Source organism: Psychrobacter sp. BF1, from assembly GCF_019279065.1.
GTDB classification, from domain to species: Bacteria; Pseudomonadota; Gammaproteobacteria; order Pseudomonadales; family Moraxellaceae; genus Psychrobacter; species Psychrobacter urativorans.
In genome coordinates, this window is sequence record NZ_JAGYWV010000005.1 from 38566 (window position 1) to 52972 (window position 14407).

The following is a 14407-nucleotide window of genomic DNA, read 5'->3' on the forward strand; positions in this document are numbered from 1 at the left end:
TTTAATTATACGACTTTTTTAGTAAAAATAATTGACAAGCGTATCGTGAAAACCGTATAGTCTTGTGACAAGAAAAATATAGTATTTTCATAAGCGTCTTGTCGCTGTTCTCCCTGTGTTTATCACTATAAAACACATTTATCGCTACTGAATACAATAATTGAATAAAATGACTAAATACGATTATTAGCAGTAAATGCTTATCGTATCCCTTTATGTAGCCTTTTCTATCGTTCTTATTTTCACTCAGTACTGTCAATGTACAGCAGGTGATAATTTGATGTATAGGAATTGGATCTGTATAAAGATCAACTTTGCGCACACATCCTATTACTATACTAACGTTGTTCTAAATCAATGTCGTGGGTTGTGCTGCTAATCGCAGTTCCCACCCGACAAATTGCTAATGACTACTCTATGAATTTAACTGAATTAAAGAAAAAATCAATCGCTGAGCTATTGACCATCGCCAAAGAAATGGGCCTTGATAATATGGCTCGTAGCCGTAAGCAAGACATCATCTTTGCTATTCTAAAAACCCATGCCCGTAACGGCGAAGCCATCTATGGCGACGGGGTACTAGAAGTACTACCAGATGGTTTTGGCTTTTTGCGTTCTTCTGAAGGCTCATATTTGGCAGGTCCTGATGACATTTATGTCAGTCCTAGTCAGATTCGACGTTTCAGTCTCAAGACTGGTGACAGTATTGCCGGTACTATCCGTCCGCCAAAAGACTCTGAGCGTTATTTTGCCTTATTAAAGGTGGGAGAAATCAACTTTGATACTCCTGATCGCTCACGCCATAAGCTTATTTTTGAGAACTTGACCCCTCTGTTCCCAACTGAGCAGCTTAAGCTTGAATCAGGTAATGGTACTACCGAAGACTTGACGGGTCGTATTATTGACCTGATTGCTCCTATTGGTAAAGGTCAGCGCTCAATTATCGTAGCACCACCTAAGGCTGGTAAAACGGTACTGCTGCAAACCATCGCTCAAGCGATCACTCGTAACAATCCTGAATGCTATTTGATTGTATTACTGATTGATGAGCGCCCAGAAGAAGTGACAGAGATGGTACGTACTGTACGTGGTGAAGTGGTCGCCTCAACTTTTGATGAACCCCCACAGCGCCATGTACAAGTCGCTGATATGGTCATCGAAAAAGCCAAGCGCTTAGTAGAGCATAAGCAAGATGTGGTTATCTTACTTGACTCCATCACTCGTCTTGCCCGTGCTTATAACACCGTTATTCCGTCATCGGGTAAAGTACTGACTGGTGGTCTTGATTCAAATGCTTTAGAACGGCCAAAACGCTTCTTCGGTGCTGCTCGTAACATCGAAGAAGGGGGTAGCTTGACTATTATCGCCACCGCTTTGATTGATACTGGTAGTAAAATGGACAGCGTAATCTTTGAAGAATTCAAAGGTACTGGTAACCAAGAAATCACTCTAGAACGTGATTTGGCAGAAAAACGCGTTTTCCCAGCTATTAATATCAAAAAGTCTGGTACTCGTCGTGAAGAACGCTTGCTCGATGAAGATAAGCTGCGTAAAGTTTGGATTCTACGCAAATTGTTACAGCCGATGGATGGTGTACAAGCTACTGAATTCTTATTGGACCGCCTCAAAGAAGCTAAAACCAATGATGAGTTCTTTGACCAGATGAAACGTAAATCTCAAAACTAGAAGTTGTTAGCTAGAGTTATTAATATTCAACCTAAAGTTAATAGGGTTGCTATTATCTTGCAGTCATAAAAAGGAGATCGCTTATAGCGGTCTTTTTTTTGGCTTACACTTCAGTGCTAGTTAGTTAGCGTATTATCATGATGAATACAAGAAAACTAAGTCAAAGCCCTACTCACGACATATAAGCGCAACATCACTTACATTGCATGTGCAAAGCTTAGCGTTTCTACTACGACTCCAACACTAGTAACAAGGTATTATCAATATTGATACTAATACACTCAATCAAAAATTGTTAATAAGTGCTTTGCTAGTTATCCTAGCTAGTAATTATCTAAAAATAGCGCTCAAATGGCTATTTTGATTAATTATTAAAAGTACTTATTATCATTTTGCTTCATTTAATAGGTGATGATATGAAATTTGCTAAAACTATCGCGATGACCGCTATTACTAGTACCGCTTTAATTATGACTGGTTGTAACTCTACTGGTGGTTATAACAGTGGCGTAAGTAACACTACTAAAGCAGCTACTGCTGGTGCAGTTGCAGGCGCACTTATTAAAAGTAAAGGCGATAGTAAAGATATCGCTCGTGGTGCTCTAGCGGGTGCTGCTGTCGGTGGTGCAGGTGGTTATATCTATGACAAAACTAAAAACTAATAAATAGTTTTTGGTCAGATTGATGTTAAAAGCCCACAATCTAAGTTGTGGGCTTTTTTTGGCTTAAATAACTGTCCTTTAATCTAAAAAATTATACCTTTAGTCCTAAGCTGTTTACCGATAATACGGCGCTACTTAGAGACTATAACCCACCGCTAAAAGTATCACAGCTTTGGATATTGCCGCTTTCTAAACCACGAGTAAACCATTGCACACGTTGCTGACTCGTACCATGAGTGAAGTTATCGGGAACCACTGCTCCGCCACTAGCGCGCGCTAATCTATCATCACCAATTTGTCCGGCAGCATTGATAGCTTCCTCAACATCGCCTGCTTCTAAGAACTGTACACGCTGTTGATTACGGTTGGCCCATACCCCAGCGAAGCAATCTGCTTGTAACTCTTGTAATACCGAAAGTTTATTCGCTTGGGCACGAGTAACTTGGCGACTAGCTTCGCTGACTTGTTGGGAGATACCCAGCAAGGTCTGCACATGATGACCTACTTCGTGCGAAATGACATAAGCCTGCGCAAAGTCACCAGCTTTATCACGGTTTTCTTCATCGCCTGACTGTTGTTGATCACCACTAATACCAAAGTTTTGACGCATTTCTACAAAAAATGAAGTATCTAGATACACTGTCTGATCACCAGGACAATAAAAAGGTCCCGTCGCTGAAGTAGCACTACCACAAGCTGAATTGATCTGCCCTTTAAATAGCACTAGTGAGGGATCCTTATAAGTCTGCCCACCTTCTTTAAATACTTGACCCCACACCTCTTCAGTATCCGCCAGCACAACTTTTACAAACTGGGTATCTCGATCATCGCTAGTAGCTGGTTGAGTTGAGTTATTACTGCCACCACCAGCTACTACTTGACCAGTTTGCAATGCAGTCATTGGGTTGACTCCAAATACTAACCATAAAATACCAGCGATAATAATACCGCCAATACCGCCACCCATTATCTTACCGCCGCCGCCACTACTAGTACGGACGTTAGAGCTACCCCTTCTACCTTGCCATTTCATAACATTCTCCAATTCACAACAATATATATCAGGCGCTGTCGACACTTAACCCTTTAAGCCAATACATACTCTTATGGGTAAAGTATCAAAATCTACTGATAGCAACTCTATTTAATTTAATGTATAGCCAAAGAGCCGATAACCTTTGTCTAAGCTACTAACTATTTTTACTGGCTTCAATTTAGCAAATTATACGTCCATTACGCTATTAACTTGTATTAAACTTATATAAAAGTCGAGCTTGTAAATATTATTTACATATTTATTGTTAATTAATGGTATAAACTCTTTTCATTTACTTAAAAAAGATATAGAATGCGTGCAAGCTGAGTAGCTGTAACCAAGAGTAGTTGATCTCCAAAAATAAACTGGAAGTTCAACCTTTAGTTATGTCTATTGCTCATTTCATTTTCCGGAGAATATCGTATGAAACTTAAATTACTTGCTCTAGCTGGTATCATGGCCGCTACTATGGGCTTAACTGCTTGTGATAGCAACAAAGAAAACGCTGCTGAAGACATTGCTGATGCAAAAGCTGACGTTGTTGATGCAACTGAAGAGCTAAACAAAGCTGACGAAGCTACTCCTGTAGCTGATGCTGCTGTAGCTGACGCTGCTGTAGCTGTTGACAATGCTGCTGAAGCAACTGCAACTAGCGAAGTTGATGCTGAAGTTCCAGTAGACGGTACTGCTACTGCTACTACTGATGTAGCAACTGATCCAGCTGTTATCGCTGCTGACGAAGTTGTTGTTGTTGAGCCAGCTACTAAATAATTATTATTATATAAATAATAGTTATTTTGTACAAAAAAAAGAGAGCTTAAGCTCTCTTTTTTTATGGCAAAAATTTAGTAATTTGATCCTTACTCGCAAGTATTTTGAGTTCTGACTGTATTTCTATAATTGCTGTCCACATATCTACAGCTATATAAAGCCTTATAGGGAATATCTAGCACTATTAAAAACCCTCATCAATATCTCTTTATAATGGCTGATTGATCACTAGACTCTTAGTATCAAGCTAGCAGCTGCTCCGATCAAACCTCACTAAGTTCACGCATCAAATCGTTGGCCGATTCAGCATTTAGCAAGTAGGGATTAAAGCTGACAGTAGTAGAATATTTAAGATAAATGGCGGCGTTTTCTTCAGTTGGAGAAGCATAATTCATTGACCATTTAGCCCATAATCTATGCTTTAATTCACGAGTCTCAATCAATTGCAGATCATGATGGCGCTGATCAGCAATCAAACTATACAGCAATCGATTGATCTGCGCTCTTGGTCCTTCAATGGTTTGTAAAAAATAATCCTTATTAAAAATAAGCATACCAGTGATACCATTGGCGGCATTGTTACGTTGGGCTTGTTTTAAAATCTCATTAAAATCATTAGCCGATACATCAGAGTTAGCACGACTGGCATAAGTCATGCTAACTAAAATATGGGCGTCAGTATTATTCTCGATCATCGGTTATCTCTTATATAAAAAATATTCAATGTAGAGGGGCTAACGGTGGTAACTACCCTACTAAAAGCCAACTATCTCCTACCAAACCAAGATTTCTTCTTTTCTATTGCTTGTTTGTGTTGTTGTTCTTGTCGCTGTTGTTGTTTCGACAGAGCATCAATAAACAGTATAATTTGCTTAGTACTCATTAAATAAGGATTGAACTCAGTACCTGCTGAAAACTTAAGCAAATGCTCTTTATTATCTACGCTAGGAATCAGATATTTCATCGACCATTTATCCCAGCGACGTTGTTCAATCTCGCTACATTCAATAACCTGTAACGAAAAATGCCGCTCATCTTTGACCAATTTTCTTAACAGATCATTAATAACAGGTCTGGAGCCTTCAATACTTTGCAAAAAGTAATTATGATTAAATATTAAAGCGCCAGTAATGCCATTTTGACTATTATTCTGTTGCGCTTGCGCAAGGATACTAGATACTTCGCCCTTTAAATTATAGCTGTTATAACGACTAATATAAGTTAGGCGCACCATGATATGCTCGCCATTCATCATTTTTGCATGACTATTTTTTAAAGGTTCAGCTATTGCCATAACGGACTCCGGTCAAGTAAAAACTGAAATAAGAACCAATATAAGAATACTAACTTGCACTATAGTACGTCCGGTAACAGAGACTGTAACCCTTATTTTCTCAGCGCTTGCATATAATTATCCATATCCCACGCCATATTATTGCCATTAATAGCCTGCTGAATTCGTTGCACTAGAGCCAATAACTGCGAATCGTTTTCACATCGCTCTAGACTTAATAGATAACCCCAAGCCTCTTGGGCGGGCAGATTTTTTTCTATATAAGTTGCCAAGTCTGACTTTATGGTTTCATAGCTGACTTTAGGAGCTTTACTATTAACAAAGCCCTCTTTAGCAGCAAGCTTATGGTTTGCAACATTATTGAACTCAGCAGCAAGCTCAGCTTCATCATGCACTTGAGTTGCCACTGCGTCAAAAGCTATAACGGAAGATCGACTAGCCTGATAATGATCAACACTTGTCTGTCTATTATTAAGCGCTGTATTTACTTCAGATCTGGTAGTAGAGAGACCGTCTGGCTGTGTAAGCGTAGTAGATTGCGGTTGGTTAACAACATTGCCGAGCGGGTGTGCAGCGTTGGCCTTACTCTGCGGGCTAAGCTCAATGCATTGAAAATCCACAAGTAATTCGAATAGCGGTGTTATACCACCAAACTCAGCAAACATATCATTGTCATTAAGCGAGTCCAGATAATTTTGATAAGTTTTTTTACCATCGATAGTGATTAGTAGTGTTCTAGCCTCTCTTGGCAACACACCCAAAGTTTGATTTCTAATTTCTTCTCGACCTAAATTGCTTTTTTGATACACATCATTACTATTCATTGTTTTAATCCAACGCAGATATTCAGACTAGTATTTTAGCAAAATGATGCTAACCGAATAATTTTGTGATCTAAGCAGTTAAGCCATCTACCTGTAACTTTATAAGTAGTAGTGAAATCTTAGTTATATTGCTTACTTATAGCAGGGAGTAATTGATTATCGAGCTTTGTATATTATTGCATAGCCTATCTGAGGTTAATACCAATATATAATTCCATGGTCAGCTAATAAACTCAATGAGCGGTTTGTCTACCACTGCAAGCTTCTATCTACAAGTTCCTGTCTACAAGTTCCTGTCTGCAAGTTGCTATATAGCTCGGTCTCAATAGTGTCATAAAGTTTTGCCAGCAGGATAGGTCCCTATTTGCATTATTGATGTTTAATAGTATTAAACCTACTAAGTAATGCTAAATAGTATTAATAATGGCAAAAATAAAGCGGCAAACTAAGAAACATTAATATGTCGCTTAGTTTGCCGCTTTATCTACAGTATATTTGCTTGCTTTACTAATTGGCTTACTGTGCTAAGTAGTTATAATCTAGTTAATCATTATAGCTAACATTTCTAACTATTAAACATCAAATAAGCGCTCATCAACCTTTTGACGGAACTTTTGACCGGTCTTAAAAGTGACTACTCGGCGAGCAGAGACTGCTACTGCTTCCCCAGTCTTTGGATTGCGACCTGGACGACTATTTTTGTCTTTAAGCTCAAAATTACCAAAGCCTGAAAGTTTTACTTCTTTCCCTTCGATCAAACTCTCTGACAGCTCATCAAAGAAATTCTCTACTAAACAACGCCCTTCTTGACGAGTTAAATCGAGGCGAGTCATTAGATGCTCGATCATATCAGACTTAGTTAAAGTGCTCACTATGGTGCTCCTTTGCTATATCGTGGCTAGTGTCTAATGTTATGGATAACTATGACAAATAATATTAGCTATTATAAATGATTTCTACCGAACTTTTAATAGAGTCTGCAATAAAACCTTTTATTAATAACTAGTTAACACTGTTGACGACTAATTCAATCTCCCAAACCCTGTAAGTCATAGGGTTTGAGAAATTAAAAAGTAACGCTATTATTTACTATTAGCTATCACGTAATTGGGCTTTATGCTGCTCTGTTAGAGCATTAACTACTTTATCCGTAGCGGTTTTAACTACTTCATCAGCTAAGGTTTGGCTATGATCCTGCCAAGTCAAAGCAAAAGCTAGAGAGCGCTGGCCCGCTGGCACTTTGTCGCCTTGATAGACATCAAACAACCATAAATCGGTCAATAATGGCCCAGCGGCATTACGGATAGTTGCTTGTAGCGTTTGTACACTGATATCGCTGTCAACAAGAATAGCAATATCACGGCGCACTTGCGGAAATTTACTTGGAGTGGCGATCAGTTGTTGTTCGCGTGCCAGTGTCAATAATGGTGCTAAAGCCAACTGCGCAACCCAAGTAGCTGGTAGATCAAGCTGTTTTGCAGTGTTAGGATGTAGCTGTCCAAGCCAACCGATATAATGCTCATCTATATACAGTTTAGCGCTTTGTCCTGGATGCAGAAAGTCCAAATCACTACGCTCATAACGGATACGTCCTGACGCAAGCTGCGCAGGTAATAGTTGCTCGACATCGTGTTTAAGATCATAGAAGTCTAGCGCACGATTTTGATAAGCTTGTTCATCCCATAGATTACCGACAGCGACTAAGGCAATACTAGGAGTCTGTACTAAGGCGCTCACGTTTTGACCAACGAAGCTTAAGCCGGTCTCAAAGAAACGGATACGCGCTTGTTGACGATTGAGGTTGTATTGGACACAAGGCAATAAACTTGATAATAGCGTACGACGCATAACCGCTAGATCGTTAGATATAGGGTTAGCTAATGCTAGTACCTCACCTAGTGCTTCATCATTAATTAAGGCTTCTAACTTAGCATCACTAAAGCTAAAGCTAATGGCTTCCATATAGCCGATATCAACCAAAGCCAATTTCATTTCGTGAGTCAAGTCCGCAGTGTCATCATAGTTCATACTGACTTGTAGATGCGGCAAAACGCTAGGAATATTATCATAGCCATAGATGCGTGCTATTTCTTCGATCAGATCTTCTCTAATGACCATGTCAAAGCGATACGATGGTGGTGTACAGATAAGCATATCAGGCTGTTGCTCTACTACCAGCCCTAGCTGGGTTAAAATACGCACCATAGTATCTACTGCAATTTCGATACCAAGGACGTCTTTTACTTTAGCAATGGGTAAAACGATAGCCGTACGAGCAGGTAGCTGATCTTGCTGCTCAACAGTAATGATAGGTCCCGCCTTGCCATTAGTAATAGTAGTGATCAAATCAACAGCACGCGCTAATGCTAATGCCGGCAACTCAAAGTCTACTCCACGCTCAAAACGTTGTGAAGCATCAGTATGCAGACCGAAGCGGCGTGCACGAGCTGCGATAGCTAGCGGACTAAAAAAAGCACTCTCAAGAACGATATTAGTAGTAGCATCCGTGACACTACTGCGCTTGCCACCCATGATACCAGCCAGAGCTAAGATACCACTATCATCAGCAATAACTAACTCATCACCAGTTAAGCTTATAGTTTGCTCATTGAGCAAAGTAAGGCTCTCTTTAGGCTCAGCTAAACGTACTACTATACTGCCAACAATAGTATCTGCATCAAAGGCATGTAGAGGCTGACCTAGCTCCATCAATACATAGTTAGTGACGTCAACTAAGAAATTGTGCGAGCGTAAACCGGACTGAACTAAAGCATCAGTCATCCATTTGGGTGTTTGAGCACTACGATCAATGCTACTAATAGACTGGACTAAGTAGCGAGGACAAGCTGCAGGGGCAGTAATTGTCACTTCAGGGGTAGTTTGGCTATCACTAGCTAGCACTGGCGGATTGACTACTGGGGTCTGCACTGCCAAGCCGTTGATAACACCGATTTCACGAGCTATACCACGCACACTAAAGCAGTCACCGCGATTGGGGGTAATAGAGATGTCGAATATCTGATGATCTAACCCTAGATAATCGCGGATATCTGTACCGATAGGCGCATCTTCTGCAAGTTCCAGTAAACCGTCGATATCGTCGGTCAAGTCAATCTCAGAGGCGCCGCATAGCATACCGTTAGAAGCTACACCACGTAGTTCGCTGGCTTTGATATGAAAGCCTGGTTTATCTTTACCGCCATCGCCAGGAAGCACAGCACCGACTGTTGCCACAGGGACTTTCATACCGACACGGACATTAGGAGCACCGCAAACGATTTGTACCGTCTCTTTAGCACCAATATTAACTTGCGTTACTCTTAGCTTATCGGCATCAGGATGCGGCTCAACACTGATGACTTCGCCAACCACTACGCCATTAAATGGACGTGCGACCGCATAACGATCATCGATCTCCAGTCCTGCCATAGTGAGTTGTTCGGCCAATTGCTCGCTAGTATTAGTAGGGTTTACCCATTGACGTAACCACTGTTCGCTAATTTTCATAGATATCTCAGATCAAAATTTCAAAATAAAAAAACGGCGTATTGATACGGCTTGTCTATCCCTAACGCATAGTTGCTAGGGTCGTTAGCCTATTCTACATAGCCACTGTTTAGCCGAATTGCTTTAAGAAGCGTACGTCATTTTGGAAGAACAAGCGTAAATCATCAATGCCATAGTACAGCATCGCAAAACGCTCAATACCCATTCCAAAAGCAAAGCCAGTGTACTTTTCAGCATCAATGCCACAGTTGGTCAGTACTTGTGGATGCACCATACCGCAGCCCATAACTTCAAGCCACTTACCATTATCGTCTAAGATGTCGACCTCAGCGGATGGCTCAGTGAAAGGGAAAAAAGAAGGACGAAAACGTACCGTTAGATCTTTGGCAAAAAACGCCTGTAAAAATTCACTAATCAAGCCTTTTAACTCTGCAAAAGAGCTACACTCAGTGACCATCAACCCTTCTAACTGATGGAACATTGGCGAATGAGTTTGGTCTGAATCGTTACGGTAGACGCGTCCGGGGCAGATAATACGGATAGGCGGTGCGCTCTTCTCCATAGTACGGATCTGTACTGGACTAGTATGAGTACGCAATAAATAATGCGCATCAAAATAGAAAGTATCGTGCATAGCACGTGCAGGATGATGCGAAGGAATATTCAGCGCCTCAAAGTTGTAATAGTCACTCTCAACTTCTGGCCCTGTCGCAACATTAAAACCCGCTTGAATAAAGAACTGCTGCATGCGCTGGGTAATCATAGTCACCGGATGCAAGTGACCTCTTTCACTGCCACGCGCAGGTAAAGTAATATCAATACTTTCACTAGCAAGCTTGGCATTTAGAGCGGCGATTTCTAGCTGTTGCTGTTGCACAGTTAATGCTTCTTGGATACGACTACGTACTAGATGCAGCCATCCGCCATAAGTCTTTTTGTCATCACTACTTAGCTTACCCATTTGCTTTGACCAGCCGGTTAGCTGGCTCTTTTTACCAGTAAGCTGAACTCGTAATTCTTGCAGCACGGGTACACTAGTAGCTTTGGCAATAAAGATTTCGGCAGCACTGGCAAGCTCATTCAGTTGACTTTCATTGAGCTCATTTAGCTCTGAAGATAGAACCGGTAATTCCGACAAATCGGTAGTAGCAGCAGGGGTAGTCATAAGACGCATTATTCCTGAGTTGAACAAAATTTTGAGGGGTTGACGAAATAGTCACTAATCGGCGCAGCAGGCTTTATGCTGCTTGGCATTTATATTAACAAACTTATTATTTATATTAACCATTAATAGCTTAGCAATATAACCTACTTGAGCAGCAAACGCATAAAAAAAGCTACCGACTAGCGGTAGCTTTCATTAATATCGTACTATTAATCAATATCAACGTTGCCTATACAAATATCTAATCTAGATACCGATAGGACCATTAATATTTAGGCCAGTTCCGCTTTTGCTTTTTCGACCAAAGCAGTGAAAGTAGCAGCATCATGCATAGCGATGTCAGCAAGTACGCGACGATCGATTGCGATGTTAGCTTTTTTCATGCCAATGATAAAGCGGCTATAGCTCAAACCGTTTAAGCGTGCACCAGCATTGATACGAGCAATCCAAAGGCGACGGAAAGTACGCTTTTTGTTGCGACGGTCACGATATGCATATTGACCAGCTTTAGTTACTGCTTGTACTGCTACACGATAAACACGTGAACGAGCACCATAGTAACCTTTTGCGCGTTTTAAGATTTTTTTGTGACGGCGATTCGCCTGTACACCACGTTTTACACGGGCCATAATTTACTCCAAGAATTTTTAGCGGTATTAGTCAAATGAAACAACAATGCTTACTATTAAGATAGCCGTTGTTGTCAGATTGCAAAGTCAATTAGATGTATGGGCACATACGACGAACAGCTGCTTCGTCAGACTTGTCCACCATCTTAAGACCACGCAACTGGCGAATACGCTTAGCTGATTTCTTGGTCAAAATATGGCTCTTAAATGCTTGCTTGCGCTTAAAACCGTTCGCTGTTTTCTTGAAGCGTTTGGCGGCGCCACGTTTGGTTTTCATCTTCACTTTCATGATGATTTGCCTCTTTGTCTTAGTTAGAACCTGGTCGTCAAATAGCTATAGTTATTAACGTCAACTATTTGCCTCGAGGTGGGAGGCGCTATTTTAGCAGAAGCGTTACTATTTTGCCACTGCTAGTTTAACCATTATTAGCTAAGCCTAAGCTGTTTATTCACTCTAACCCATAATAATCGTTACTCCTCTAATAAAATAAATATTACCCCACTAAAGTTGAGTTTATTTGTTATTCTATTACTGCAAAAATTTATGGATTATTTACGGAAAAGTAGCTAATTCTACCGTTCATCATCAAAACTATTGCAACCATGCCTTTGCTATGGTTAAGTAAACTGTTATATTCATTATATTCACCATATAGAATGCAAAGTAGCAATACCTATTAATGTAGTGCTGCCTTACGGCCGTAAAACCCTTAATTAGTTCACTAGGAGTATTTATTTTTAATGTAATTATTGATCGCTTATGGCTGATAGGATTCGTAGCTGACCGTATTTATAGCTATATCTTTGCTTATCGGGCTATGAGAATGACTATACAGCTACCCTATAGGAGAAAACGATGATAGATGAAGTGTTAGATCTTGATGAACAGATATTCGTTTTTGAGACAGTCATGCGGGTGCGTAATACGGAGGTCGATATTGGTCAACATTTGACTTTAGAGGCGCTGACTGCCCTAATATCTGAAACTCGAGTGCGGTTTTTATACTCTAAAGGAATCAAAGAGATTGATGCCGATTATCAGGGCTTGATTGTTGATGACCTGCAATTGAATATTGTAAGCTTAGTACGCGCACGCGAAGAGCTATTATTTGAAATGGGCGTATCGTTATTGACTGGTGATGGTGGCAATATAACCACTAAAGTGACACGAATGTATGATGGTTCTACCATAGCAATAGCCCAACAGCACTTTGTAAATTATGACTATCGTTTTAACAAAGTTACCACCATTAATAACAGTATCAAACAAGCTCTAAATCAGCAATTACTTGATATTTAAGATCGCTTTCAGGGCGTATTCACAGTATCATCGATATGAAAATAGCACCCTATTTGTTTTTTAGTTAATTTCTATAAGATGACTACTATGACTGACCCTACCCAGCTCTTACCTGCTTGGCTTACTGCTGTAAAATTCAATGACGACGGTTTGCTTCCTGCTATTGCGCAGGATCATCAATCAGGCCGCATTCTTATGATGGCTTGGATGAATGCTGAAGCCTTGCAGTTGACGGCACAGACTCAGACCGCGGTATATTTTTCTCGTTCGCGTGCCAAACTTTGGCATAAAGGCGAGACCTCCGGTCATACTCAACAAGTTCACGATATCCGTCTAGATTGTGATGCTGATGTTATTGTGCTCAGCGTCACTCAAATTGGCGGTATTGCTTGCCATACTGGTCGAGAGTCCTGCTTTTATCAGCGCTTAGATACTTCTGGAGCCAGCCCTCAATGGCAAGCAGTCGATGATATTTTAAAAGATCCTGCTGCCATATATGGCGCTGCACACAATGCTACTGAACAAAAAAATCTTGTTGACCATAGTATTGAGACAGAAGACACTAATAAAGTCCTAAGCTCTACCTCAACAGTAAATAGCGCAAATCGTGCTGACACTAAGCAACCTAGCAATACCACTAGTGAGTCGATCCTACAGCAGCTTGATAAAGTGCTCAACGAGCGCAAACAGGCCGATGCTGATAGCTCTTATGTCGCCAGCTTATATGCACGCGGGCTGAATAAGATTCTAGAAAAAGTAGGTGAAGAAGCCATTGAAAGCATCATCGCTGCCAAAGATTTGGCCAATAACAATGCGCTGACTGATAAAAACCAATATGATGCCGCACGGCATGAGCTTATCTACGAAGTAGCTGACGTTTGGTTTCATACTTTGGTAGCTTTGGCTTGGTTCGATATCGAGTCAGACGTAGTGTTAAGTGAGCTAGGACGACGCTTTGGTCTTTCAGGTATTGATGAAAAAGCCTCTCGTCAATCTTGGGCTATCAATAGCTAGCTATTGACAGCTCTAACAAAGTGACTAGGCTAAATAAAGTTGTTTTTACCTTTTCCATAGCAATAGCGTTATAATATAGCGCTATTGCCTAAAGTATTGTCTGCTGACAAGATTTTATTTTTAGTTAACGGCTATTGCATTTAATTGTGAAATTTAAACCGTGCTGATAGATGGCTTTGGACAAAAAAGATACTGATCTAGTCAAGAGATAAGGACAACGTTATGGGCAGTTTTTCCATTACACATTGGTTAATTCTATTAGTAGTAGTCGTAGTGATATTCGGTACTTCTAAGCTTAAAAATGCTGGCAAAGATTTAGGCGGTGCGGTAAAAGGCTTTAAAGAAGCAGTGAAAGATGAAGAGGCTGAAAATGCCAAAAAACATCGAGTGCTTGATCATGATGCTAGTTTGCATGCTGCAAATAACGATTTAAATAGACCGCTAGGCACTAAGGTTGATGATATCGAAATTAGCCCTGCTCCTGTCGATGATCAGCGCAAGGTATAACATAAGCAGTTT

Annotated in this window: 15 protein-coding genes; 6 read left to right on the plus strand and 9 right to left on the minus strand. The window is 40.5% G+C overall.

Annotated features, from left to right (window positions below):
- The first annotated feature begins 417 nt into the window (after positions 1-417).
- Together rho and KZA12_RS07355 are read left to right on the plus strand one after the other, a co-directional pair.
- Complete coding sequence (gene rho / locus KZA12_RS07350) at positions 418-1686, plus strand: transcription termination factor Rho (protein ID WP_201622941.1); 1269 nt, start codon at positions 418-420, stop codon at positions 1684-1686.
- Positions 1687-2102: 416 nt separating this feature from the next.
- Positions 2103-2348, plus strand: a complete 246-nt coding sequence (locus KZA12_RS07355; RefSeq protein ID WP_201622940.1) for a glycine zipper 2TM domain-containing protein — start codon at positions 2103-2105, stop codon at positions 2346-2348.
- Positions 2349-2490: 142 nt separating this feature from the next.
- On the opposite strand, the gene KZA12_RS07360 is transcribed toward KZA12_RS07355, so the two are convergent.
- Positions 2491-3381, minus strand: coding sequence for a neutral zinc metallopeptidase (locus KZA12_RS07360; protein WP_218689789.1), 891 nt, complete (start codon positions 3379-3381; stop codon positions 2491-2493).
- A 426-nt stretch (positions 3382-3807) separates the two neighbouring features.
- Between KZA12_RS07360 and KZA12_RS07365 the strand changes: the two genes are divergently transcribed.
- Complete coding sequence (locus KZA12_RS07365) at positions 3808-4155, plus strand: hypothetical protein (RefSeq protein ID WP_201622938.1); 348 nt, start codon at positions 3808-3810, stop codon at positions 4153-4155.
- Positions 4156-4418: 263 nt separating this feature from the next.
- Here KZA12_RS07365 and KZA12_RS07370 read toward each other — a convergent pair whose 3' ends face one another.
- From KZA12_RS07370 to rpmI, 8 genes are all read right to left on the minus strand, one after another.
- Positions 4419-4850, minus strand: a complete 432-nt coding sequence (locus KZA12_RS07370) for a BLUF domain-containing protein (protein WP_218689790.1) — start codon at positions 4848-4850, stop codon at positions 4419-4421.
- A 71-nt stretch (positions 4851-4921) separates the two neighbouring features.
- Entirely contained in the window at positions 4922-5449 is a 528-nt protein-coding gene (locus KZA12_RS07375; protein WP_218689791.1) for a BLUF domain-containing protein, read from the minus strand.
- A 92-nt stretch (positions 5450-5541) separates the two neighbouring features.
- On the minus strand, positions 5542-6273 hold the full coding sequence (locus tag KZA12_RS07380; RefSeq protein ID WP_218689792.1) for a hypothetical protein: 732 nt from the start codon (positions 6271-6273) through the stop codon (positions 5542-5544).
- A 572-nt stretch (positions 6274-6845) separates the two neighbouring features.
- Positions 6846-7145: an integration host factor subunit alpha gene (locus tag KZA12_RS07385; protein WP_201622934.1), complete on the minus strand. Its 300-nt coding sequence runs from the start codon at positions 7143-7145 to the stop codon at positions 6846-6848.
- Between the two features lie 220 nt (positions 7146-7365).
- Positions 7366-9780 carry a phenylalanine--tRNA ligase subunit beta gene (gene pheT, locus KZA12_RS07390; protein WP_218689793.1) on the minus strand — a complete coding sequence of 805 codons (2415 nt, stop codon included), beginning with the start codon at positions 9778-9780 and terminating at the stop codon, positions 7366-7368.
- A gap of 109 nt (positions 9781-9889) precedes the next feature.
- A complete protein-coding gene (gene pheS, locus KZA12_RS07395) occupies positions 9890-10945 on the minus strand; it encodes a phenylalanine--tRNA ligase subunit alpha (RefSeq protein ID WP_218689794.1) in 1056 nt (351 codons plus the stop codon).
- 272 nt (positions 10946-11217) lie between these two features.
- Entirely contained in the window at positions 11218-11574 is a 357-nt protein-coding gene (gene rplT / locus KZA12_RS07400) for a 50S ribosomal protein L20 (RefSeq protein WP_218689795.1), read from the minus strand.
- 91 nt (positions 11575-11665) lie between these two features.
- Positions 11666-11863 (minus strand): 50S ribosomal protein L35, encoded by a 198-nt coding sequence (gene rpmI / locus KZA12_RS07405; protein ID WP_201622931.1) that lies wholly within the window; start codon positions 11861-11863, stop codon positions 11666-11668.
- Between the two features lie 567 nt (positions 11864-12430).
- Between rpmI and KZA12_RS07410 the strand changes: the two genes are divergently transcribed.
- The 3 genes from KZA12_RS07410 to tatA all read left to right on the plus strand — a co-directional run bounded on the left by KZA12_RS07410 (position 12431) and on the right by tatA (position 14395).
- Complete coding sequence (locus KZA12_RS07410) at positions 12431-12874, plus strand: thioesterase (RefSeq protein ID WP_201622930.1); 444 nt, start codon at positions 12431-12433, stop codon at positions 12872-12874.
- An 87-nt stretch (positions 12875-12961) separates the two neighbouring features.
- Positions 12962-13888: a phosphoribosyl-AMP cyclohydrolase gene (gene hisI, locus KZA12_RS07415; protein WP_218689796.1), complete on the plus strand. Its 927-nt coding sequence runs from the start codon at positions 12962-12964 to the stop codon at positions 13886-13888.
- Positions 13889-14110: 222 nt separating this feature from the next.
- Positions 14111-14395: a Sec-independent protein translocase subunit TatA gene (gene tatA, locus KZA12_RS07420; protein WP_201622928.1), complete on the plus strand. Its 285-nt coding sequence runs from the start codon at positions 14111-14113 to the stop codon at positions 14393-14395.
- The last annotated feature ends 12 nt before the right edge of the window (positions 14396-14407 follow it).